At 46.6% G+C, this 25,338-nt stretch carries 15 protein-coding genes; all 15 read left to right on the plus strand.

The window, feature by feature from the left end; all coding sequences use genetic code 11:
- The first annotated feature begins 1 nt into the window (after position 1).
- The 15 genes from gltB to malQ all read left to right on the plus strand — a co-directional run bounded on the left by gltB (position 2) and on the right by malQ (position 25,318).
- Positions 2-4,549: a glutamate synthase large subunit gene (gltB, locus tag KQI22_RS08385; protein ID WP_216551634.1), complete on the plus strand. Its 4,548-nt coding sequence runs from the start codon at positions 2-4 to the stop codon at positions 4,547-4,549.
- Positions 4,550-4,560: 11 nt separating this feature from the next.
- Positions 4,561-6,054, plus strand: a complete 1,494-nt coding sequence (locus tag KQI22_RS08390) for a glutamate synthase subunit beta (RefSeq protein WP_216551635.1) — start codon at positions 4,561-4,563, stop codon at positions 6,052-6,054.
- 270 nt (positions 6,055-6,324) lie between these two features.
- On the plus strand, positions 6,325-6,552 hold the full coding sequence (locus KQI22_RS08395) for an HPr family phosphocarrier protein (protein ID WP_022004622.1): 228 nt from the start codon (positions 6,325-6,327) through the stop codon (positions 6,550-6,552).
- Between the two features lie 666 nt (positions 6,553-7,218).
- Complete coding sequence (locus tag KQI22_RS08400; protein ID WP_330623313.1) at positions 7,219-9,645, plus strand: helicase C-terminal domain-containing protein; 2,427 nt, start codon at positions 7,219-7,221, stop codon at positions 9,643-9,645.
- A 712-nt stretch (positions 9,646-10,357) separates the two neighbouring features.
- A complete protein-coding gene (locus KQI22_RS08405) occupies positions 10,358-11,671 on the plus strand; it encodes an alpha-amylase family glycosyl hydrolase (RefSeq protein WP_216551636.1) in 1,314 nt (437 codons plus the stop codon).
- The gene (locus KQI22_RS08410; protein ID WP_216551637.1) at positions 11,672-12,373 is read left to right on the plus strand and encodes an ABC transporter ATP-binding protein; all 702 of its coding nucleotides are present in this window, start codon (positions 11,672-11,674) and stop codon (positions 12,371-12,373) included. It begins immediately after the preceding gene.
- A gap of 40 nt (positions 12,374-12,413) precedes the next feature.
- Positions 12,414-14,210: a COG1361 S-layer family protein gene (locus KQI22_RS08415; RefSeq protein WP_216551638.1), complete on the plus strand. Its 1,797-nt coding sequence runs from the start codon at positions 12,414-12,416 to the stop codon at positions 14,208-14,210.
- Positions 14,197-15,594, plus strand: a complete 1,398-nt coding sequence (locus KQI22_RS08420; protein ID WP_216551639.1) for an ABC transporter permease — start codon at positions 14,197-14,199, stop codon at positions 15,592-15,594. Before KQI22_RS08415 ends, KQI22_RS08420 begins: the two co-directional genes overlap by 14 nt.
- Positions 15,595-15,805: 211 nt before the next feature.
- Positions 15,806-17,395 carry a response regulator gene (locus tag KQI22_RS08425; RefSeq protein ID WP_216551640.1) on the plus strand — a complete coding sequence of 530 codons (1,590 nt, stop codon included), beginning with the start codon at positions 15,806-15,808 and terminating at the stop codon, positions 17,393-17,395.
- Positions 17,392-19,149: a sensor histidine kinase gene (locus KQI22_RS08430; RefSeq protein WP_216551641.1), complete on the plus strand. Its 1,758-nt coding sequence runs from the start codon at positions 17,392-17,394 to the stop codon at positions 19,147-19,149. Before KQI22_RS08425 ends, KQI22_RS08430 begins: the two co-directional genes overlap by 4 nt.
- A 12-nt stretch (positions 19,150-19,161) precedes the next feature.
- Complete coding sequence (locus KQI22_RS08435) at positions 19,162-20,448, plus strand: ABC transporter substrate-binding protein (RefSeq protein ID WP_216551642.1); 1,287 nt, start codon at positions 19,162-19,164, stop codon at positions 20,446-20,448.
- A 152-nt stretch (positions 20,449-20,600) separates the two neighbouring features.
- Entirely contained in the window at positions 20,601-21,974 is a 1,374-nt protein-coding gene (locus KQI22_RS08440) for an ABC transporter substrate-binding protein (RefSeq protein WP_216551643.1), read from the plus strand.
- Positions 21,975-22,035: 61 nt separating this feature from the next.
- The gene (locus KQI22_RS08445; protein WP_216551644.1) at positions 22,036-22,887 is read left to right on the plus strand and encodes a carbohydrate ABC transporter permease; all 852 of its coding nucleotides are present in this window, start codon (positions 22,036-22,038) and stop codon (positions 22,885-22,887) included.
- Positions 22,887-23,729 (plus strand): carbohydrate ABC transporter permease, encoded by an 843-nt coding sequence (locus tag KQI22_RS08450; RefSeq protein WP_216551645.1) that lies wholly within the window; start codon positions 22,887-22,889, stop codon positions 23,727-23,729. The genes KQI22_RS08445 and KQI22_RS08450 overlap by 1 nt, the downstream gene beginning before the upstream one ends.
- A 26-nt stretch (positions 23,730-23,755) precedes the next feature.
- Complete coding sequence (malQ, locus tag KQI22_RS08455) at positions 23,756-25,318, plus strand: 4-alpha-glucanotransferase (RefSeq protein ID WP_216551646.1); 1,563 nt, start codon at positions 23,756-23,758, stop codon at positions 25,316-25,318.
- Positions 25,319-25,338 lie beyond the last annotated feature (20 nt).

Below are 25,338 nucleotides of genomic sequence, written 5' to 3' on the forward strand. Positions count from 1 at the left end.
CATGTTTGACGCACAACCATCTGCCAAACGACCACCGTTATATCGGTCATCGTTTGAGCATGACAACTGCGGTATCGGTGCCTGCGTAAATATCAAAGGACAAAAGAGCAGGGCGACCGTAGAAAACGCACTTAGAATTGTAGAAAATCTTGAACACAGAGCCGGCAAAGACGCCGAGGGTAAGACCGGAGACGGAGTAGGTATCCTGACACAGGTATCGCACAAGTTCTTCTCAAAGGTCACAAATACCCTCGGCTTTTCTATTGGTAAGGAGAGAGAATACGGAGTAGGTATGTTCTTCTTCCCACAGGATGAGCTGCAGCGTAACCAGGCGAAAAAGATGTTTGAGATCATTGTGGAAAAGGAAGGCATGGAGTTTTTAGGCTGGAGAGAAGTACCGACTTATCCGTCCGTGCTTGGCCATAAGGCAATCGAATGTATGCCTTATATCATGCAGGCATTTATCAAAAAGCCTGATGATGTGGCAAAGGGACTTGATTTCGACCGCAAACTTTATATTGTCAGACGTGTCTTTGAGCAGTCTACAGATGTGACTTATGTGGTATCCCTGAGCAGCCGTACGATCGTTTATAAAGGTATGTTCCTGGTCGGACAGCTTCGTACCTTCTTTAAGGATCTGCAGGATGAGGATTACGAGTCAGCGATCGCGATCGTACATTCCCGTTTCTCCACAAACACAAACCCGAGCTGGGAAAGAGCACATCCAAACCGGTTCATCGTGCACAACGGCGAGATCAACACGATCCGCGGTAATGCAGATAAGATGCTTGCCCGTGAAGAAAATATGGAATCCGAGCATCTGCATGGAGAACTGCACAAGATCCTGCCTGTGATCAATGCATCCGGTTCCGATTCCGCGATGCTTGACAATACACTGGAATTCCTTGTCATGAGTGGTATGGATCTGCCACTGGCAGTCATGATCACGATTCCGGAGCCATGGGCAAATAATAAGACAATGTCCCAGAAGAAGAAGGATTTCTATCATTATTATGCAACGATGATGGAGCCATGGGACGGACCGGCTTCTATCCTGTTTTCAGACGGTGATGTAATGGGTGCGGTACTTGACCGTAACGGTCTGCGTCCTTCCAGATACTTTATTACGGATGATGATCAGCTGATCCTCTCTTCCGAGGTCGGTGTTCTGCCGATCGATCCGACAAAGATCGTGAAGAAAGAAAGGCTCCGTCCGGGCAAGATGCTTTTAGTAGATACGGTAAAAGGCCGTGTCATTGATGATGATGAGATCAAGGATGCCTATGCAGGCAAAGAACCATATGGTGAATGGCTGGATTCCAACCTGGTAGAGCTGCATTCCTTAAAGATCCCGAATGAGCGTGTTCCGGAATTTACTTATGAAGAAAGACAGCGTATGCAGAAAGCATTCGGTTACACGTATGATGAGCTGAAGCAGAGCATTCTGCCGATGGCAAAAAATGGCGGTGAAGCGATCGCAGCCATGGGTGTGGATACCCCGCTTCCGGTACTCAGCAAAGCAAAACATCCGCTGTTCCACTATTTCAAACAGCTGTTCGCACAGGTAACGAACCCTCCAATCGATGCGATCCGTGAGGAGGTCGTTACTTCTACAACGACTTATATCGGAACAGACGGTAACCTGCTTGAAGAATCACCGAAAAACTGTAATGTGCTGCAGGTCAACAATCCGATCCTGACCAATACCGATCTGATGAAGATCAAGAGCATGAAGGCGGAAGGCTTCAAGGTAGAAACCGTTCCGATTACCTACTATAAAAATACAAGTCTGGAGAAAGCGATCGACAGATTATTCGTGGAAGTGGACAGAGCATTCCGTGATGGTGTCAATATTATCATCCTGTCCGACAGAGGTGTGGATGAAAACCATGTGGCAATCCCGTCATTGCTTGCAGTATCCGCTCTGCAGCAGCATCTGGTTACCACAAAGAAACGTACAAGTGTTGCGATCATTCTGGAAAGTGCAGAGCCGAGAGAGGTACATCACTTTGCAACGCTGTTAGGCTTTGGTGCCTGCGCGATCAACCCGTATCTGGCACAGGAGTCCATCAAGGAGCTGATCGACAACCATATGCTGGATAAGGACTACTATGCGGCAGTAGATGATTACAACCATGCGGTACTGAGCGGTATCGTCAAGATTGCCTCCAAGATGGGTATCTCCACGATCCAGTCCTACCAGGGTTCCAAGATCTTTGAAGCGATCGGTATCGATTATGATGTGATCAACAAATACTTTACAGATACAGTCTGCCGCGTCGGCGGTATTACAATGAAGGATATCGAGCAGCAGGTAGATGAGCTGCATTCTCTGGCATTTGATCCGCTGGAGCTTGCAACAGACCTGACACTTGACAGCCCGGGTCATCATAAGATGCGTTCCGGCGGTGATGAACATCTGTACAATCCAAAGACGATCCATCTGCTGCAGGAAGCAACAAGACGTGGCGATTATGAAATGTTCAAGCAGTATACAGCCTGCGTGAATGATGAAACAAGCATCAAGACACTGCGTGGACTGATGGATTTCAAGTATCCGAAGAAGGGCATTCCGCTTGAAGAAGTGGAGAGTGTGGATTCTATCGTAAAACGATTCAAGACAGGTGCAATGTCCTATGGTTCCATTTCACAGGAAGCACATGAATGTCTGGCGGTAGCCATGAACAACTTAGGCGGTAAATCCAATACCGGTGAAGGCGGCGAGGATTTGGAGCGGCTTTCCATCGGACCGGACGGACTGAACAAATGCTCTGCAATCAAGCAGGTAGCGAGTGGTCGTTTCGGTGTAACAAGTAAATATCTGACCAGTGCAAAGGAAATCCAGATCAAGATGGCACAGGGGGCAAAACCGGGTGAAGGCGGACATCTGCCGGCAGGTAAGGTATATCCGTGGATCGCAAAGACCCGTCATTCCACACCGGGTGTCGGTCTGATCTCCCCGCCACCACATCATGATATTTATTCAATCGAAGATCTGGCGCAGCTCATTTACGATCTGAAAAATGCCAATAAAGATGCCCGTATTTCTGTGAAGCTCGTATCAGAATCCGGTGTCGGAACAGTCGCAGCAGGTGTTGCAAAAGCCGGTGCGCAGGTAGTCCTTGTTTCCGGTTATGACGGTGGTACAGGTGCTGCACCGCGTAACTCCATCCACAATGCGGGTCTTCCGTGGGAGCTTGGTCTTGCCGAGACACATCAGACACTGATCATGAACGGACTGAGAAACAAAGTCATTATCGAGACAGACGGTAAGCTGATGAGCGGACGTGACGTTGTGATCGCAGCACTGCTCGGCGCTGAGGAATACGGTTTTGCAACAGCACCGCTTGTTACCATGGGCTGTGTGATGATGCGTGTCTGCAACCTGGATACCTGTCCGGTCGGTATTGCAACCCAGAACCCGGAGCTTCGTAAGCGTTTCCGCGGTAAACCGGAATATGTCGAAAACTTCATGCGTTTTATCGCTGAAGAAATGCGTGAATATATGGCACAGCTTGGTATCCGTACGATCGATGAACTGGTTGGACGTACCGATCTTCTGAAGGTACGCGAGGGTCTGGATGCCAGATATGAACGTATCGACCTGAGCAATATTTTAAATAACCCATATGCAGGAAGTAAGGAAAAGGTAACTTTTGATCCGAAACAGGCATATGATTTCCATCTGGAAAAGACAAAAGATGAAAAGGTACTCTTAAAGCAGCTTGGCAAGGCGCTCGAAACAGGTGCAAAGAGAAGCATAGAAGTGGATGTTACCAACACAGACCGTGCATTTGGTACGATCCTCGGTGCAGAGATCACGAAGCGTTTCTACAATACGTTACCTGAGGACACCTACCGTGTACTTTGTAACGGCGCGGGCGGTCAGAGCTTTGGTGCTTTCATTCCGAAGGGACTGACACTGGAGCTTGTCGGTGATTCCAATGACTACTTCGGCAAAGGTCTTTCCGGCGGTAAGCTGATCGTATATCCACCGAAGGGCAGCAAGTTCAAGCAGGATGAGAACATTATCATCGGTAACGTGGCATTGTACGGTGCAACAAGCGGTAAAGCCTTTATCAACGGTGTGGCGGGAGAACGTTTCTGCGTTCGTAACTCCGGCGCGATCGCTGTTGTGGAAGGTGTCGGTGATCACGGCTGTGAATATATGACAGGCGGCCGTGCAGTCATCCTGGGCTGTGTCGGCAAGAACTTTGCAGCCGGTATGAGCGGCGGTATTGCTTATGTACTCGATGAAAACAATGATCTGTATACAAAGGTCAACAAAGATATGGTTTCTTCTTCCGAAATTACATCCAAATATGATGTACTGGAGCTGAAGGATATGATCAAGGAGCATGTTGCCTATACAAACTCCGAAAAGGGCAAACAGATCCTCGATAACTTCGGAGAATATCTGCCGAAGTTCAAGAAGATCATCCCACATGACTATGAACGTATGCTGAAAGCGATCGTGCAGATGGAGGAAAAGGGACTTTCCGCAGAACAGGCACAGATCGAGGCATTTTATGCCAACAAAAATAAGTAGGAGGTGGCAGCATGGGAAAACCAACAGGCTTTATGGAGTATGAAAGACAGGTTTCAATAGCCGAGGAACCGAAAGAGAGAATCAAACATTTTAACGAATTCCATACGCACCTTCCGAAAGAAAAACAGCAGCTGCAGGGTGCAAGATGTATGGAATGCGGTGTACCGTTCTGTCAGGCAGGCATGGATCTGTGCGGTATGACGAGCGGATGTCCGCTGCATAACCTCGTTCCGGAATGGAACGATCTGGTATACACCGGAAACTGGCAGCAGGCATATAACAGACTGAAAAAGACGAATAACTTCCCGGAATTTACTTCCCGCGTCTGCCCGGCACTTTGCGAAAATGCATGTACGTGCGGACTTTACGGGGATCCGGTGGCAACCAAGGAAAATGAATATGCCATCATCGAAAATGCCTATGAAAAAGGCTATGCAGCACCGAACCCGCCGAAGGTCAGAACCGGTAAAAAGGTGGCGGTTGTCGGCAGCGGCCCAAGCGGACTGGCGGTTGCGGACCAGCTCAATAAGCGGGGACATTTGGTAACGGTATTTGAAAGACATGACCGGATCGGCGGACTGCTTATGTACGGTATTCCGAATATGAAGCTGGAAAAGAGGATCATCGACCGGAAGATCGATGTGATGAAGGCAGAGGGTGTTACATTTGTGACAAACACAGATATCGGTAAAGATATCAAGCCTGCAAAGCTGCTGGCGGACTTTGACCGTGTGGTGCTCTGCTGCGGTTCTTCCAACCCGCGTGACATTACAGCACCGGGCAGAGATGCGGAGGGCATTTACTTTGCGGTTGATTTCCTGAGCCGGAATACAAAATCCCTTCTGGATTCTGATTTCAAGGATGGAAACTATGTCAGCGCAAAGGGCAAAAACGTGATCATCATCGGTGGCGGTGATACCGGAAATGACTGTGTCGGTACTTGTATGCGACATGGCTGCAAATCTGTGACACAGATTGAAATGATGCCAAAAGCACCGGATAAACGTGCGGCAAACAACCCATGGCCGGAATGGCCGAAGATCTGTAAGACAGATTACGGTCAGGAAGAGGCGATCGCTGTATTCGGGCATGATCCGCGTATTTATGAATCTACCGTAAAAGAGTTCATCAAAGATAAAAACGGCAGGCTGAAAGCGGTTAAGATCGTAAAACTTGCATGGGAAAAGGATCCTCAGACAGGCAGAATGAATAGTAAAGAAGTAGCAGGAAGTGAAAAGATCATGGACTGCGAGCTTGTACTCATTGCTGCAGGCTTTCTGGGGGCACAGAAATACGTCACAGATGCGTTCAAGGTAGAACTGACGCCAAGAACCAATGTGAAGACAGAGCAAGATAGTTTTAAAACAAACGTGAAAAATGTCTTTGCAGCGGGCGATATGCACACAGGACAATCCCTGGTTGTCAAAGCGATCAGACAGGGACGCGAATGCGCACGTGAAGTAGATGAGAGTCTGATGGGCTACTCCAATCTGTATGTTCAGTAAAAAATACTTCAATTTGGATACGAAAAGGAAAAAATGACGTAAATTATAAGAAAAATGTGCAAAAAAATGAATGGATCAGGTGTTTCATTAGTGACTTTTTTACAAGGATGACTGAAGCAAAATGAATGCACTGTGCAGGATTGCACGGAAAATGCCCAAAAGCAAAATTGTATTAAAATAAATACTTTACTTTTTGCGCAAATTGGGTATAATGCAAACAATGAAACAAAAAATCAGTATTCTGGCATAGTAAGAAAGGTGGTAATTTCTATGACACAACACAAGATTTTTTTAAGACATGATGAAGTAAAAGAATTTGTAAAGAGAGCATCCGCATGCGATTTTGACATTGACATTTCTTATAATCACTATACAGTAGACGCAAAATCCATTTTAGGCGTATTAGCTCTGGATTTCAGACAGGCATTGACAGTTTGCTGTCATGGCTATGATGAAGGCTTTGAAAAATATCTTGGTAAGTACGCAATGGCTTGCTAAGTATATGGCAGGAACAGACGAAACACCCCCGACAACGTCGGGGGTGTTTTTGTTATGGCGATGAGGAAAATGCACGCATTTATGCGGTGCATTTGACGACCGCTGATCAGAGCGAGATTCGCAGAGAGTATCTTGTCTCTGTTTTGCTGGGGGCTGTATTGTCATTCATACAAAATAATGATTTTCAGCAAATATGTATGAATGACAGCAGGGGCTAAAAGGCAGGATTCGTCCTAAATAAAGATTAAAGCAAAAAAAGTATGAAGAATAAGGCATAAAATGAAAGAAAGCGAGAATGTGATGGAAAATTTGCTGTGATTTTTCGCCTTTTTTAGGACAATTGATGCAAATGGATGAATTTATCCCAGAAGGGCAAATTAAGATTCATCCAAAATCGATAAAAATAACAAAGATGGATGAAAATAGGCAAGCCGCCATCCATAACCTGCATACGAGACTTGACACCTCCCATGCAGTGGGAGACAATAAGAAAGGTCCTATATATGAATCCTGACAGAGGAGTCAGGCAATATAGAAAATAGACAGGAAATACAGGCAGCAAATACAGAAAACACAGGCAGCAAATACAGATAACGGCAGGCAGCAAATACAGATAAAGATACAGACAGAAAACACAGGCAGAGAAAACAGAAAGGAGGTGCCAATGTGGATATTCAGATTTCAGTGCGGAATCTTGTGGAATTTATTTTCCGGGAAGGTGATATTGATAACAGACATGCGGCTTCGCCGGATGCCATGCAGGACGGCAGCAGGATCCACAGGATGATCCAGAAGCGTATGGGGCTGGAGTATGAAGCGGAGGTGCCTCTTCGGTATACGGTGCCCTATGAGAACTATCGGATCCAGATCGAGGGGCGTGCGGATGGCGTGATCCACCGGGAAAACGGGCAGGTGATCGTGGACGAGATCAAGGGCACCTATCAGGATCTGAAGCATATCAAGGAACCTAAGAAAGTCCACCTGATGCAGGCACTCTGTTATGCGTTTATTGTGGCGGAAAAAGAAGATCTGCGGGAGATCGGTGTCCGTATGACATATTGCAATATGGATACGGAGGAGATCAAATATTTCCATGAAACCTATACCAGAGTGGAAGTTCGAAATTGGTTCTGGGATCTTATGGATCAATATAAAAAATGGGCAGATTTCACTTATGAATGGCATCAGAAGCGGCAGGAGAGCATCCATGCACTTGCCTTTCCGTTTGCGTACCGGGCGGGACAGAAAGAACTGGTCGGACATGTGTATCAGACGATCTGCCACAAAAAGAAGTTGTTCATTCAGGCACCGACCGGCGTGGGAAAGACGATCTCGACGATCTTTCCGGCGGTGAAGGCGGTCGGAGAGGAAAAGGCGGATAAGATCTTTTATCTGACGGCAAAAACGATTACCAGAACGGTGGCAAAGGAAGCCTTTTCTATTCTGGCAGAGAAAGGGCTCTGCTATAAAACGGTGCTGCTGACGGCAAAGGAAAAAATCTGTCCGTTGGAGGAGTGCAGCTGTAATCCGGTGGACTGCCCTTATGCGAAAGGACATTTCAGCAGGATCAATGATGCAATTTATGCACTTTTGCAGGAACGGGACTGTTTTGACAGGGATACGGTGCTGGCGTATGCGGAGCAGTTTTGTGTCTGCCCGTTTGAAATGTCGCTGGATATGAGCCTGTTTTCGGATGCGGTGATCTGCGATTACAACTATCTGTTTGATCCGTATGTACATTTAAAACGCTTTTTTACGGAGGGGATCAAAGGTCCGTATCTGTTTTTGATTGATGAAGCACACAATCTTGTGGAACGTGGACGGGAAATGTATAGTGCACAGCTTGTGAAAGAAGATTTTCTTGCTTTGAAAAAGACGATTAAGGAATACAAGACGGGACTGGATAAGTATATTGACCGCTGCAATAAGGAACTGCTTGCCCTTAAAAAAGAGAAGTGCGATATGGTCGTGGAGTCTGCAGGCAGTTTTACGATGCAGTTGTCAAGATTGCACAGCGCGATCGGGACTTATCTGGAGGATCATGAGGACAGCCCGGTGCGGGAGGAGATCCTGCAGTTTTATTTTGAAGCCGGACGGTTTCTCGATGTCAGTGAACGGCTGGACGAGCATTACCGGATCTATACGCGCCTCAGAGAAGATGGCAGCTTTCTGATCCGGGAATACTGTATCGACCCTTCTTTACGTCTGCAGGAATGTATGGACGAAGGTGTGGCTTCAATCCTGTTTTCGGCGACATTTCTGCCAATCCAGTATTATAAGCAGCTTTTGGGTGGAACAAAGGAAGATTTTGAAGTGTATGCAAGCTCTGCGTTCCATAAGGAACAGATGCAGCTGCTTCTGGCAAGTGATGTCACAAGCCGTTATACAAGACGCTGCGAGCTGGAATACTATCATATCGCTGCCTATATTTCCAATATTGTGACGCAGAGAAGCGGCAATTACATGATTTTCTTTCCGTCCCACCAGTTTTTGGAGCAGGTATATAACTGTTATATGGACCGCTTTTATATAGAAGAAACACAGGAATGTATCGTGCAGCAGGAATACATGAACGAAACGGCCAGAGAACAGTTCCTGAAGCGTTTTGCGGTAGCAGAATCCGTTTCAGATACAGCTGAAACAAACAGTGCCCTTTCCTGGGAAAGCCTTGTGCATATGGAAATCGAACAGGAAGAAAAAAGTTTGTTGGGATTCTGTGTGCTGGGCGGCATTTTCTCGGAAGGAATCGATCTGAAGGGGGAAAGTCTGATCGGTGCGATCATCGTCGGAACCGGTCTGCCGCAGGTCTGCTTTGAACGGGAAATGTTGAAGGACTACTTTGATGCGGAAGGAAAAAACGGATTTGATTTTGCTTATCGGTATCCGGGCATGAATAAGGTGCAGCAGGCAGCAGGCAGGGTGATCAGAAGCGAAACAGATCGCGGGATCGTGGCACTTTTAGATGACCGCTTTTTGCAGACCGGGTATCAGAAACTGTTCCCACGGGAGTGGCAGTCTTATCGGCGCGTCACCGGAGAGAGCTGCGCAGAGGCGGTGGATAACTTCTGGAAAAACACAGAAACAGATAAATAACGTAAGATATCAAAAGATATCCACACAAAAGAGTTGACATAAAAGAAAAAGGAAAATGCATGTTATGAAATTGATAAAATGTCGAAAAATCTCGAAAAATCAATTATGACATGCATTTTTTGCAATTTTAGACAGCAAATTTCGGAGAAGACAGGCTTGTCATAATGTGTGGATAACTATGTGGAAAGTGTGGATTTCTCGGGAAAAGGGGATAACTTATCCCAAATCCGGCTTTTGCAGGGAGGGGAAAAGGCCTGCAAGACATCTTGCAAAATGTGACGACCGGTGAATTGTGCTTATGTCAACTATGAGAATCGGCTTCGTATAAAATAACAGGATGTGTAAAATAAGAGAGGAAATGCCGGATGACACAGATATTTCACATATTCCATGCATGGAATCCGGAGCCGTATCTTGGTTTTGCCGCCGGAGTGTGATATAATAATGAGCGCTAAAGAAAAACAAGCGACAACTGTCATGCATCGAAGATGCATGATGTAGCCACGGCTCATCGTCGTAGACGATTATGCATGAGCAGTGGTTCATGACAGGTGGCATTTGTTTTTCTGGCGCCATTAGCGAACGAATATCCTGCAAGGGATACCGTAGCAGGATGTGGAGTGCGATAGCACGGATTTGTGAGCAAATACATAATGAGCACCAAAGAAAAACAAGATAAGGAAAACAAACTTCAGAAAAGAGGAATGAAATTATGTGGGCATATGAAAGCGTGTTTTATCAGATTTATCCGCTGGGCTTTTGCGGGGCACCGTTTGAAAACGACGGTGTGGAAGTAAACAGAATCCAGAAAGTGATCGACTGGATCCCGCACATCAAAAAGCTGGGAGCAAATGCGATCTACTTCTCGCCGGTATTTGAATCTGATACGCATGGCTATAACACAAGAGATTATACAAAGATCGATAAGCGCCTTGGCACAAATGCAGATTTTGCTAAAGTATGTGCTGCATTACATAAGGAAGGTATCCGTGTGGTGCTGGACGGTGTGTTCAATCATGTGGGTAGAGGATTCTGGGCATTTCAGGATGTTTTGCAGAATCGTGAGAATTCCCGGTATAAAGACTGGTTTGCCCGGATCGATTTCGGTGGCAATTCCAATTATAATGACGGGCTCTGGTATGAAGGCTGGGAAGGCAACTATGATCTGGTCAAGTTAAACCTCAGAAACGAAGAGGTGGTACAGCACATTTTCAGTGCGATCAAGGGCTGGATCGAAGAATTTGATATCGATGGACTGCGTCTGGATGTGGCATATTGTCTGGACGAAGACTTCGCAAGACGTCTGCGGAGCTTCTGTGACAGTCAGAAGCAGGACTTCTTCTTAGTAGGAGAAATGCTGCACGGTGATTATAACAGAATGATGAATGACCAGATGTTCCACTCCGTAACGAATTACGAGTGCTACAAAGGCTTGTTCTCCAGCTTCAACAGCATGAATATGTTTGAGATCGTTCATTCTCTGCTGCGTCAGTTTGGACCGGAGAATTGGACGTTATATAAAGGGAAACATCTGTTATCATTTGTAGATAACCATGATGTTTCGAGAATTGCAAGCAATCTGACAAACGAAAAGCATCTGCCACTCATCTATGCCATGATGTTCGGTATGCCGGGTATCCCATGTGTTTATTACGGAAGCGAATGGGGCGCAAAGGCAAATAAGAGCGAGGGCGATCCGGCACTTAGGGCAAGCTTTGACGCACCTGTCTATAATGAACTGTCTGCTTTCATCACAAAGCTGGCAGAAGCAAAGAAGAACAGCGAAGCACTGAACTATGGCAGCTTCCGCAGTGTGGTACTGACAAACAGACAGTGCATCTTTGCAAGAGAAACAGCAAATGAAAGAGTTTTTGTGGCGATCAATGCGGATGAAAACAGCTATACAGCACATTTTGATGCTGGCTGTGGACAGGCTGTTGATTTAATAACAGGTGATACACATGATTTCGGCGGTGGCAGCGAGCTGGCACCGTACAGTGCGGCATTTTGGAAAACGGAGCGATAAATGGCAGGTAAAACAGTTATCCGTGTAAAAGACCTCTATAAAGTATACCGTGTCGGCGACAGTAAGGTAAAGGCGCTCAACGGCGTGGATTTTACGATACAAAAGGGCGAATTCTGTTCCATCGTGGGTACATCCGGTTCCGGTAAGTCTACTCTGCTGAATATGCTGGCAGGCCTTGAAAAGCCAACAAAGGGACAGATCGTGATCGCGGGAGAACATATTGAAAAGAAAAGCGAGAATCAGCTTGTTAAATTCAGAAGAGAGCATATCGGCTTTATCTTTCAGTCGTTTAATCTTCTGCCGGCTTTAAGTGCCGTGGAAAATGTGGCACTGCCGCTTACTTTTCAGGGAATGGATAAAGCAAAACGATTGGAAAAAGCAGCACAGGTACTGGATTTGGTAGGACTTTCCAAGCATAAGGATCACAAACCGACACAGATGTCAGGCGGTCAGCAGCAAAGGGTCGGTATTGCCAGGGCACTCGTTGTGAATCCACAGATCATTTTTGCGGATGAGCCGACGGGAAATCTGGATTCCCATACCTCGGCGGAGGTCATGGAACTGATCAGGAGGATTATCCATGAACAAAACCAGACACTTGTTATGGTAACGCATGATGATCATCTGGCAGGCTTTGCAGACCGGATCTTCCGGATCTCGGATGGTAAGATCGTCAGTATTGAAGCAGGAAGAGAACAATAATAGAGTAGACAGCGCATGAAATAAAGGAGGAGTTCGTTTCATGACTATGAAATTGAAAAAAGCAGGAATTGCACTTCTGACAGCAATGCTTGTTCTGGGAAATGTAACGCCTGTTATGGCAACACAAACATCAGGAACACAGCAGACGACAAAGACAGATACATTGCAGGAAGAAAAAGAAGATGCAGTAAAAGAGATTGGGGACTATGGCAGTATTACAAAGCTGAAGACCGATGCAGAGACAGCAAAAAAGATAGATGATCTTGTTGCCAAATATCAGGAGCTGATCGGAACGGCGGATAAGGATAAGAATAAATCGGGACTTTCCACTTCTGCCAGCATTGAGGATTGCGTCTCAAGTGCAAAGGCAGCGATCGATGCACTTGTAGCAGGCGATGATAACAGTGGTCAGGATGATACGAATGTGAATCCATCCTCCACAAGTGACTTTGTGATGGTGGGAGGTGACTGGGTCACACCGGTTGCAACCTACGGACAGAATGTCAATATTGTGCTTCCGGTTGTCAATATGGGCAGTGTGAACCTTGCAAATATATCTGTAACGCCTGTTATTTCAAATGCGGTAACAGAATGGCCGTTTGAGATCGAAACCAGCGGTTATACGCAGACGATCACAGATCTGCCGGGAAAAGGCAACGGACAGAGTGATATGGACAGAAGACGGGAGCTGACCTGGACGCTGAAAACAAGAGAGGATGCGCCGTCAGGCTATTACAAGCTGCAGTTTACCGCTTTATATTATGTGGGAACGGAAGCGGAAAGTGCGACACTGACTACTTATGTCAAGGTTGTCGGTGCACCGGGCAGTGGTAATATCGAGTCAGAGGGAAGCGGCAGTTCGACGCCGCGTGTCATTGTAACAGGATTTACGACCGATCCGGCGGAGGTCAATGCGGGAGATACCTTTACGCTGACACTGCATTTGAAAAATACATCCAAGAGAACGGCAGTATCCAATATGCTTGTTAATTTTACCGCACCGTCGGAAGGCAGTGATACGGAAAATACGTATGCTGCTTTTCTGCCGACATCCGGTTCTAATACAGCTTATATCAGCTCTATCGGCAAAAATGCCACAACAGATCTTTCAATAGAAATGACAGCAAAATCCGATCTATCGCAGAAGCCGTATCAGCTTGATGTGACAATGGATTATGAAGATGATTCTTATACGGCATATACGTCTACAGCAGATGTATCGATTCCGATCCATCAGGCAGCAAAATTCGAACTCAGTACACCGGAGATCCTGCCGGCTACGATCTCGGTCGGAAACGAAGCTGATATCATGTTCAGCATTTACAATACAGGAAAAACGACATTGTATAATGTACAGGTAAAATTTGAAGGTGATTCCATTACCGGTGGTGAAAGTTTTATCGGTAAAATCGAGGCAGGCGGTACCGGAACGGTAGACGCACTTGTGACCGGGCAGGCTGCCACAAAAGACGACGGAACGATCAAGGCAGTTATCACTTATGAAGATGAAGCGGGCAATGAATCCAGCTATGAACAGGAAATGACTCTGATGGTAACGGAAGATACAGGCTTGTCCGGTATGGATGACTGGGATATGGAGGAAATAGAATACAACGACTCCACGGGAAGCAGCAAAAAGGCTGTAATTATTACATTGATTGTTGTCATCCTGCTTGTGATAGCAACTGTTATTATAATTCTTCTGAAAAAGCGTAAAGCGAAAAAGATGCTTGCGGAAGAGCTCGATCTGTTGGAAGAGGATGAAGACGAAACAGATGCTGCAGCTGACGGAGAAAAGGACGAAAACGGAAAGGACGACGCGGATGAAATTTCGTGATATGCTTCGCATGAGCTTAAGCAGTCTGTGGAAACGGAAAGTGCGGACGTTTCTGACCGTGCTTGGTGTTGTGATCGGTACCGCATCTATTGTGGTCATGATCTCACTCGGACTGGGGCTTTCCAGAGCATCTATGGCTGAAATTGAAAAATATGGTGGAATAACAACTGTTACCGTAACTGAACAGGATTCTTATACGGTGGATTCCTCTATTACCGGAGCTGCTTCCCAGTCGCAGACAGTGGAGCATCTGGATGATGATCTTGTGGATAATATTTTGCAGCTGGATCATGTGAAGGATGCCTATCCGGTGCTGGATACGGATGCGCTTGCTATTTCCGGCGGTTTTCAGGCAAATATTCAGATCAGAGGTGTGGCGGCGGATAAAATGCAGAATCTGCAGCTGAATCTGGGAAGAGGAAGCCTCCCACAGCCGGGAGAGGGGCAGCTTTCCGTTGTATACGGCAATATGGTACTGGGCGATTTCTATAATGACAAGACCGGAGAAGGCTACTGGTATAACGGCACACTGCCGGATATCGACCTGATGACAGATACGATTTTATATGTTTTTGATGTGGACCGCTACTATAATGCGATCTGGGGCGGTACGGATGACAAAGGACAGGCAGTTACCATGCCAAAGAAATATGTAGTGGATACCGCGGGCGTCGTGGCCGGCGGCATGGAGGATTACAACAGTAACAGTAGTTATGTATTCTGTGATCTGGAACAGCTTAAAACACTTCTGCGAAAGGAATTCAGGGGTTCTGTGATCCCCGGTCAGCCTACAACGGCAAATGGAAAAGCCTATAAAGATATTTACTATACAAGCATTATCGTGAATGTCGATAATATGGATTATGTCCAACAGGTCCAAAATGAGATCAATGACATGGGCTATCAGGCGACTTCAAATGCAGAGTGGGTTGCCTCCATGCAGGGACAGTATAAATATATCCAACTGGCACTTGGTGGGATCGGTGCAGTCTCTCTGTTTGTTGCGGCGATCGGCATTGCCAATACGATGATGATGTCGATTTATGAACGGACAAAGGAGATCGGTATTATGAAGGTGCTCGGTTGTGATATGCGTAATATCCAGAGCATGTTCCTGATGGAAGCGGGCTATATCGGTCTGATCGGCGGTGCAATCGGTCTGGAGCTCAGCTATGGCTTGTCGGCGGTGATCAACTCTGTGGTCAAGACGGTTGATCTCGGTGTGGATGAAGCGGTCAGTGCCAGCGTGGGGCTTTCCTATATCCCATTGTGGCTGGCTGCGCTTTCGATCGTGTTTGCGGTACTGGTCGGTATGGTCGCAGGCTTTTTCCCATCCCTGCGGGCGATGAAATTAAGTCCGCTGGCTGCGATCCGTACAGAATAGAAATGGTGATAACATACTTATAGAGAGAAAAGACCATCCGAAAAATGGTCTTTTTTCATATCATACAGTATTGTCTGGTATTATTTTTAACAGTGCATCTATAAAAAATGATACCTGCCCGGCGGGAAAACGGGTACAATAAATGTAAGAAGATAGATAAACTGCCACAGTCTGCCCTTTTGTGGGCGATGAACAGAAAGGAAGGCAGGGCATGGAATTATTAAAACTGGTGATCGTGGATGATGAGGCAATTCTACTGCAGGGACTTTTGCAGACTTATGACTGGGAGCAGATGGGCTTTCGTGTTGTCGGAAGTGCCATGAGCGGCGAGCAGGCGATCGGGGTAATTGAACAAGAGCGGCCCGATGTTGTGCTGACGGATATCAGGATGCGGCAGATCAGTGGTCTGATGGTCATGGAGGAAATGTCAAAAAGAGGTATTGACTGCCTGTTTATTGTGCTCAGTGCTTACAGGGATTTTGAATATGCACAGAAAGCCTGCGATATGGGTGCGTACGCTTATCTTTTAAAGCCGATCGAGGATGATAAGCTGACGGAAACGATGACGGGTGCTTATGAGCAGTGCATGAAAAAGATCCGGGAAACAAAGAAGCTGCATAAGATGGAAGATATCCTGCGCAGGGATGAAAATAATTTCCTGCAGGTTATGGTGCAAAAATATATCCGCGGAGAACTTCTGCCGGAGCAGATGCTGGAAATTTTTGAGACGCTCGAGGAGATGCCACAGCCCAATGAAAAATATATTGCTGTATTTGCGGATATCGATCTTGTTTATCAGATCACCGCACCGGCAGATTTTGAAAAAAGCAGACAGCTTCTGGCACAGTATCTGGAAACAGAGCTGCTGCCACTGTATCCATGCTTCCACTTTGTCGGAAGATCGGGTGTTTTGATCTATATCCTGCATACAGAGGACAACAGCGCGGTGCAGGCGGCAAGACAGGTACTTGATCAGGCGGGAAAAGCGATCGACAGACCGGTTGCGGCTGCGGTTTCCAGACCGTACAAGGGAATTGAAGGGCTGCAGAAATGCTGTCAGGAAGCGGATCAGATCCTGTTGCAGGCGGGAGAAAACGGAGAAGGCATTTTTGCCATGCAGAAGCCGGAAGAGGATTTCAAACAGAGAGAGATGATGGAATCGATCACGGCGATCCTTGGTGCAGTCCGCAAAAATGCGGATGCGGATCTGAAAAATGCGTTTGTTTCCTTTATTTACCAACTGCCGCCGGAAGAGGAAAAACAGTGCAGCTACATTCATTACCTGATGATCCATGCGGATGATATGCTGATGGAAACCTATGGCATGACAGACCGCCTGCGAGATAAAATCAGCAGATATTACCAGAATCTGCAGAATTTAAGCCCTGCCAGAGCAGTGGATGTGTGCTATAAGATCCTGCTGGAAGCGATCCATGACAGACAGGAGATCGCAGCGGGAGAGGACGGCGGCTCCACGGAGAAATATATGGCGGAAGCACTCAGCTATATTGCGGAAAATCTGCGTGATGAAGATCTGTCGATCGTATCGGTGGCTTCGCATGTCTATCTGAATCCGGTGTATTTCGGCAGAGTGTTCAAAAATGCTATGCAGATGACCTTCAAAAAGTATCTGCTGCAGCAGTGCATGGAGAAGGCGAAGAAGATGCTGCAGGAAGGGGATGTCAGCATCAGCACGATCTGTGAAACGGTCGGGATCAGCAATCCTTCTTATTTTACGCACTTGTTCAAGCAGTATGCCGGTATGCTGCCAAGCGATTACAAAAAGGAATTTGAGGCATGAAAAAACAAAAGACGAGATCGGGTATCCAGAGAAAATACATCAAATATACGGTAGCACTGTTGCTGCTCGCCCTGCTTTTGTCCTGTGGCGGCGTCAGTTGGGTCGTACAGAAAAACCAGGAAACCGTCATGATGGACACCTACAATACGATGTGTGAAAATCTGGGGGCTTCTTTAGATCTTTTATATGAAAAAACAGATGAGGTAACGGCAGACTGTATCACGTATGACAGTGTGCAGAAAAGCCTGCGTTCCTCTGCCATGAGCGGGACACAGAGAAGTGCACTGAGTAAATATTTTGCCTATATCAATCTGGATGATGTGGCGGAATACTGTTATGTGGACAATAAAAAGAACGTGTATACAAAATCATACTCCAAGCTGACCTTTCATGCATTCCGGGAAAGCGGGATGGAGCAGTTTCTGAAAGGCTCCTATGCCACAACAAAGTGGTTCTGGACAGAGGATACGCTGTTCGGCACAGGGCAGGAAGCTCTTTTTGTGGGCCGATATGTGCATAACATGGATTATGTGCATGAGCCGGGCATGCTCTTTCTGAAGATGGACCCGGCATTTCTGCAGGAGATCGCCGGAAGTGAGAAAAATCTGGATCCGGGCGTTCTGATGCAGATCACGGATGCGGACGGAGCGGTGTGTTTTCAGAGCGGAACAAAAACAGAATCAAAAAATACACTTTCGTATGTGCAGGAACGGATCAGTGCTGCGAAAGGAACCGGTATGATCATCAGCCGGGAGAAGACAGGAAACGGAATGCTGTGTGCTTACCGCCAGAAGGACAGTGGTATGACGATCTCGATCTTTGTACCGGATTTTGTACTGTATGCAGGCATGGGAAAGATTCTAACGGTACTGGTTATGATCTTCCTGCTTGTTATGCTGTTTGCTGTTATATTAAGCGTTTATTTTTCGAAGCGCCTTTCCCTGCCTATTCAGAAGATCAGTAAAAAGATGGCAGGTTTTCACGGAAATGACTATACACGGATGGAGGAACTGCATACCAGAACAGAGCTGGATCAGATCGGACATTCTTATAATGAAATGCTGGGTAATATCGAGCAGCTTGTGACAGAGGTGAAGTCGCAGGAAAAAGAACTGCGGACGGTCGAGGTCAATATGCTCTTAAATCAGATGAACCCGCACTTTTTGTATAATACACTGGATACGATCTATATGCTGGCGCGCATCAATAAGGAAGAGACGACGATGCGTATGATCCAGGCACTTTCCAAATACCTGCGGCTTTCTTTAAGTAAGGGAGAGGAGATCGTAACGGTTGCGGACGAGCTGGAAAATGTCAAAAGCTATATGGAGATCCAGCAGATCCGAAATGCGGATCTGTTCCGGTATGAGATACATTGCGATGAAGAGACGCAGCAGGAGAGAATGCTGAAGCTGATCCTGCAGCCGCTGGTGGAAAATGCGATCAAGTATGGCTTTGACAGCCAGGAGCATTACCGGATCGAGATTACAATCCGGCGGGAAAAAGAAGAACTGGTGCTGTCCGTTTACAACAGTGGAACGCCGATCACACCGGATGCCTGCGAAAAGATCAACGGATTGATGCAACTGCCGATCGCAGATATGAAGAACAGCTTCCAGAGCCGGAAAAACGGCTATGGTATCGTCAATGTGCTGACAAGGCTCAGACTGACTTATGAAGATCAGCTTTCCTTCTATGTGATCAGCAAAGAAGACGGAACGACCTTTGTGATCAGGATCCCAAGACAGGTATAAAGGAGACAGGACATGAAAAAAAGACAAAGTCAGATTGCTTATATGTTGTTGTGTATACTGCTGCCTGTACTACTGCTGACCGGCTGTGGGCAGAAACAGCCAGAGGAAATGGCGCAGGCGGATGAGACAGTCGAGATTCCCATGATCCTGACGGTCAGTCCTTCCAGCGGAAAGAAAAGCGAGCAGGATGTGGTAGACGCGTTTAACACGGCATATCAGGGAAAATACCATATTGCGGTGGAATGGATCATGGAAACGGAAGAAGAATACAGACAGAATCTGAAGCGGCTCAATGTGACGGATAAACTGCCGGCAGTGATCACAGACCTGCGTATGCTGCCTTCTTATTACCGACTGATGATCGAGGACCACCGGATCGTGGATCTGGCACCTTATATTGAGGCGGATCCGGAATGGAAGCAGATGATCGAACCGGTCGTGCTTGACGGCTGCAGTGAGCCGGACGGCAGTGTTTATTTAAGTCCGATCAGTACCGCGGCGTTTTCCTGCTCCGGTATTTTCTGGAACGAAGAACTGTTTGCACAGGCGGGGATCGAGGAATTCCCACAGACATGGGAGGAGTTCTGGAGCTGCTGTGAAAAGCTGCAGGCAAAAGCAATCACACCGCTCGGTCTGCACACGGAAGGAACCGGCTGGTCGGCGATGCTTTTGGCAACTGCGGAAATGGCAGACAGTGAGGAAGGCGCAGCCTTTATGAATGAGCTGTATCCGAGCAGCTATCAGAATGACTGCATCTATCATATGGCAGATACACTGCAGAGGCTTTATAAATATACGACAAAGGATGCCATGAATGCGGATTTTGACGTGGCATATAACAATTTTGTGGCGGGAAAGGTGGCTATGGTCGCAAACGGCTACTGGATGATCGACCAGCTCCCGGAGGAATTCAGGGAGAAAGTCAGATTTTCCCCGTTCCCGGGCAATAAACTCGTCTCTTCCCCGGAAACTTTTGGCTGGGCGGTTGTGGACAGCTACAGCGAGGAAGTGAAGCAGGGTGCGATCGAGTTTTTGAAATTCCGTACGGCAGAAAACCAGAAATTGAAGGAAGAACTGTTCGCACGGGATACGGATGCATCCAGACTGCTGCAGGACTATATCCGGGCATATCGCGGGCAGCCACAGATCGTACCGAATTATCAGGTAAAATGGAATTCCGTGCTGCAGGAGCGCACGCTGGGAGAAGCGCTTCCCGCACTGGCACAGAAAAAGATCACACAGGCGGATTTTGTCAGAATGCTTGGAGAAAGCGTGACGGAATCGAAGAAAGAGGAATAGAAACAGAAGTATAAAAAAGAATAGATGGGCATGTATGATTTTTGATAGTTTACGTTTTTAAATTGCTAATGCTCCCCGGAACTTCTCTGCTAAGATAAGTTCATCAACAAGAACACAGAGTTCTGAAAGATAAGAAAAGGAGAGATGAGTTTATGAAAAACGTAAAAAAATTACTGGCACTCGGACTTGCAGTTACCATGACAGCTTCCATGCTGACAGGCTGCGGCAGCAGCAATGACGGAGCTGCAGATGCAGATGCAAAGACAGATGCAACAGACGCTGCTGCAGATACAGCGGCTGATACAGAGGCAAGCGCAGAAGGCGGCTCTGTTTACTACTTAAACTTCAAACCGGAGCAGGATCAGCAGTGGCAGGATCTGGCAGCAAAATACACAGAGGAAACAGGCGTAGATGTAACAGTTGTAACTGCAGCATCCGGCGAATATGAAACAACACTGATGAGTGAAATGGGCAAGAGCGGTGCTCCTACCATGTTCCAGGTAAACGGTCCTGTAGGTCTTGCAAACTGGAAAGATTACTGCTACGACCTCAAGGATTCCGCAGTATACGGCGAGCTGACAAGCGATGATTTCGCATTAAAGGATGGCGACGCAGTTGCAGGTATCGCATACGTTATCGAATCATACGGTCTTATCACAAACAAGACATTACTTGACAAAGCAGGTTATTCCGTAGATGATATCAAGTCTTTCGCAGACTTAAAGAAGGTTGCAGAAGATATCACAGCCCGCAAAGATGAACTTGGATTTGCAGCATTTACATCAGCAGGTATGGACGGATCTTCCGACTGGAGATTCAAGACACACCTTGCAAACCTTCCGATCTACTTTGAATATCAGGCAGACGGAATCGGCACAACAAAAGAGATCAAAGGAACATACCTTAACAACTATCGTGACATCTGGGATCTGTACATCAATAACAGCACATGTGATCCTTCAGAACTTGCAGCAAAGACAGGTGATGACTCCAGAAATGAATTCTTAGCAAGCCAGGCAGTATTCTTCCAGAACGGTTCCTGGGAATATGGCAATCTGACAGCAGACGGTACATTTACGGATGATGATCTTGCTATGATCCCGATCTACATCGGTGTAGGCGACGAAGCAAACCAGGGTCTCTGCACAGGTACAGAAAACTACTGGTGTGTTAACAAAGATGCAGACGCAGCAGACATCCAGGCAACACTTGATTTCATGGACTGGTGTGTAACATCTGACGAAGGCACAAAGGCAATGGGCGAAGATATGGGATTCGTTATTCCTTTCAAGAACGCTGTAGAATCTCAGAACCTGTTTGTAAAGCAGGATAAGGAAATGACAGCAGAAGGCAAGACTCCTGTTTCATGGAACTTCCCTACAATGCCATCAGAAGAGTGGAAAAACGGCGTAGGTCAGGCTCTGACAGCTTATGCGGCTGATCAGACAGATGACAACTGGGAAGCAGTCAGATCTGCATTCGTAGACGGCTGGAAGTCAGAATACGAATTAGTTTCTCAGGAATAAGAGATTGTTAATAAAGGGCAGGCAGGATAAGCTGCCTGCCCCTTTTTTGGAGGTAGGTACTATGCATAAAGCGTTAAAACGTTATTCACCCATTTTTGTCCTGCCGACACTGCTTGCGTTTATCATCGGATTCATCATTCCGTTTGCACAGGGATTGTATCTTTCCTTTTGTAAATTCACAACAGTAGATAATGCACAGTGGGTTGGATTTGCAAACTATAATGTCATCCTGAAGGATGCTTCATTCTTAAATTCTTTCAAATTTACAATAGTATTCGCAGTGGTATCCATTGTACTCATCAATGTGATTGCCTTTGGTCTGGCACTCCTGCTGACAAAGGAACTGCGTGGAACCAATATTTTCCGTACAGTATTTTTCATGCCAAACCTGATCGGCGGTATCGTACTTGGTTACATCTGGCAGATCCTGATCAACTGTATCCTGTCACTTGCAAGTAAACCGCTTCTGGCACTGAATTCTTCAGCCGGTTACTGGGGACTTATCATTCTGATGTGCTGGCAGCAGATCGGATACATGATGATCATCTACATTGCGGGTCTGCAGAATGTACCGTCCGATCTTGTGGAAGCAGCTGAAATCGATGGTGCAAACGCATGGGATATCTTATGGAAGATCAAATTACCGATGGTTATGTCATCCGTTACGATCTGTGTCTTCCTGACACTGACGAACTCCTTTAAGCTGTTCGACCAGAACCTGGCCCTCACAGGCGGTGATCCGAACCACTCCACAGAAATGCTTGCCCTGAACATCTATCAGACGTTCTATGCGCGTGCAGGTGCACTCTTTAAGGGCTACGGACAGGCAAAGGCAGTTATATTCTGTATTTTAGTCATTGCGATTTCCATGCTTCAGTTGAAGCTTACCAAATCTAAGGAGGTGCAGCAGTAATGAAACAGAAAAGAAAAATATCCAATATCATCTGGATCACAGTATTGACAGTTGCCTCTCTTCTCTGGTTATACCCGATCGTAATGATCCTGTTTAACTCTTTGAAGAAAGAGACGGCGATCAGCACAAGTACGGCATTTACGCTGCCAACGTCAGAAACTTTTGCAGGTATTTCAAACTATGTAAGCTCTCTGACATCCCAGGGATTTTTAAAGAGCCTTGGCTACAGTACACTGATTACGCTTACTTCAGTAGCAGCCATTCTGATCTGCTGCTCCATGTGTGCATGGTGCATCACAAGACTGAACGGTATTTTTTCCAAGATCATCTATTATATGTGCGTCCTTTCCATGGTCGTACCGTTCCAGATGGTTATGTTTACCCTGTCCCAGACAGCAGATAAGCTGAAGCTGAACACACCGTTTAATATCTGGGTGATTTACCTCGGATTCGGTGCGGGACTTGCGGTATTCATGTTCTGCGGTTTTGTAAAATCCATTCCGATCGAGATCGAGGAAGCTGCCATGATCGACGGCTGCAATCCACTGCAGACCTTCTTCCTTGTGGTTGTTCCGATCTTAAAGCCGACAATGATCTCTGTCGGAGTCCTCGAAGCGATGTGGGTATGGAACGATTACCTTCTGCCGACACTTGTACTGGATATCAAGAAATACAAAACGATCCCAATGCTGATCCAGTATTTCAGAGGCAGCTACGGAAAGGTAGAAATGGGACCGATGATGGCAAGTATCATGCTGACTGTCATTCCAATCATCATTGTATACCTGTTCGGACAGAAATATATTATCAAGGGCGTAGCTGACGGTGCAGTCAAAGGCTAAGCGCTCTTTAGGGAAAGGATAACGAAATGAGACTTAGCGGAATGCTTTTACCGATATCAGCCCTGCCTTCCAATTATGGGATCGGCTGTTTTTCAAAGGAAGCATATGAATTTGTAGATATTTTAAAAGAATGCGGGCAGTCCCTGTGGCAGATCCTGCCACTGGGGCCGACCGGTTACGGGGATTCGCCGTACCAGTCATTTTCCACTTTCGCGGGAAATCCGTATTTTATCGATCTGGAAACACTGATCAAGGACGGACTGTTAGGCAGACTGGAATGTGAAGGTGCGGATTTTGGGACAGGAAACACCATAGATTATGAAAAAATGTTTCATACCAGATACCGGATCCTGCATATGGCATATCAGCGGGCTGTAAAAAACGGGATCACCGAAAAAGAGGAATATCTGCATTTTGTGAAACAGCATGAGAGCTGGCTGCCTGATTACGCACTGTTCATGGCACTGAAAGATGCCAATCACGGAAAGAGCTGGAGTGAGTGGGAAGAAGGGATCCGGGATCGGAAACCGGAAGCCATGGAAGAGGCACGTCAGAAACTGCAGGTAGACATTGGTTTCTATGAATTTGTACAGTATGAGTTTTTCAGACAGTGGGATGCCCTGAAGGGGTATGCAAATGCGCAGGGCATACAGATCATCGGCGATATTCCGATCTACGTGGCATTTGACAGTGCGGATACATGGAGTGACACAAGACAGTTCCAGCTGGATGTAGACAATCTGCCGGTTGCAGTGGCAGGCTGTCCGCCGGACGGCTTTTCTGCAGATGGACAGCTCTGGGGCAATCCACTCTACGACTGGGACTATCATAAACAGACAGGATACGCGTGGTGGATGCGGCGGATCGCACATTGCTTTTCGCTGTATGATATCGTCAGGATTGATCATTTCAGAGGTTTTGACGAATATTATGCAATTCCTTACGGAGAGAAAACAGCAAGAAACGGAAAATGGCAGCAGGGTCCGGGAATGGATCTGTTTCAAACGGTCAGAAAGCAGTTTGGCGATCTGCCGATTATTGCAGAAGATCTCGGTTTTCTGACAGACAGTGTGAGAAGGATGCTTGCGGAAAGCGGATATCCGGGCATGAAGGTGCTGCAATTTGCTTTTGACTCCAGGGAGGAAAGCGATTATCTGCCGCATAATTACGAGAGAAACTGTGTGGTATATACAGGCACACATGATAACAACACCGTGATGGGCTGGTATGAGGAACTGACACCGGAGGATAAAAAGCTGGCGGTTGATTATCTGCATAACGGATATACACCGAAAAAGGAAATCTACTGGGATTACATTGCGCTTGCCATGCGCAGCGTGGCAGATACGTGTATCATTCCGGTGCAGGATTATCTGGGACTCGGAAAAGAAGCGCGGATCAATACACCATCCACACTTGGCGGGAACTGGGTGTACAGATTACCGAAAAAGACATTTGATGAGGCAAGGATAAAGAAAATCAGACGACTGACGGAGATCTGTGCACGGCTGCCAAAGGAGCAGAAGGCAGAGACAGAAGACAAAGAAGTGAAAGAAACAAAAACAACAAAGGATACATTAGAAAGATAACACAGCAGAAATAACAGGGA

The sequence above is a fragment of the Kineothrix sp. MSJ-39 genome (genome assembly GCF_018917935.1).
GTDB lineage: Bacteria > Bacillota > Clostridia > Lachnospirales > Lachnospiraceae > CAG-194.

Excerpts from the sequence above, each read along its gene's own strand:
- KQI22_RS08395 (WP_022004622.1), top strand. The coding sequence starts at position 6,325 with ATGACACAACACAAGATTTTTTTAAGACATGATGAAGTAAAAGAATTT.
- KQI22_RS08420 (WP_216551639.1), top strand. The coding sequence starts at position 14,197 with ATGAAATTTCGTGATATGCTTCGCATGAGCTTAAGCAGTCTGTGGAAA.
- KQI22_RS08445 (WP_216551644.1), top strand. The coding sequence starts at position 22,036 with ATGCATAAAGCGTTAAAACGTTATTCACCCATTTTTGTCCTGCCGACA.
- KQI22_RS08405 (WP_216551636.1), top strand. The coding sequence starts at position 10,358 with ATGTGGGCATATGAAAGCGTGTTTTATCAGATTTATCCGCTGGGCTTT.
- KQI22_RS08390 (WP_216551635.1), top strand. The coding sequence starts at position 4,561 with ATGGGAAAACCAACAGGCTTTATGGAGTATGAAAGACAGGTTTCAATA.
- malQ (WP_216551646.1), top strand. The coding sequence starts at position 23,756 with ATGAGACTTAGCGGAATGCTTTTACCGATATCAGCCCTGCCTTCCAAT.
- KQI22_RS08435 (WP_216551642.1), top strand. The coding sequence starts at position 19,162 with ATGAAAAAAAGACAAAGTCAGATTGCTTATATGTTGTTGTGTATACTG.
- KQI22_RS08430 (WP_216551641.1), top strand. The coding sequence starts at position 17,392 with ATGAAAAAACAAAAGACGAGATCGGGTATCCAGAGAAAATACATCAAA.
- gltB (WP_216551634.1), top strand. The coding sequence starts at position 2 with ATGTTTGACGCACAACCATCTGCCAAACGACCACCGTTATATCGGTCA.
- KQI22_RS08410 (WP_216551637.1), top strand. The coding sequence starts at position 11,672 with ATGGCAGGTAAAACAGTTATCCGTGTAAAAGACCTCTATAAAGTATAC.
- KQI22_RS08425 (WP_216551640.1), top strand. The coding sequence starts at position 15,806 with ATGGAATTATTAAAACTGGTGATCGTGGATGATGAGGCAATTCTACTG.
- KQI22_RS08450 (WP_216551645.1), top strand. The coding sequence starts at position 22,887 with ATGAAACAGAAAAGAAAAATATCCAATATCATCTGGATCACAGTATTG.
- KQI22_RS08440 (WP_216551643.1), top strand. The coding sequence starts at position 20,601 with ATGAAAAACGTAAAAAAATTACTGGCACTCGGACTTGCAGTTACCATG.
- KQI22_RS08415 (WP_216551638.1), top strand. The coding sequence starts at position 12,414 with ATGACTATGAAATTGAAAAAAGCAGGAATTGCACTTCTGACAGCAATG.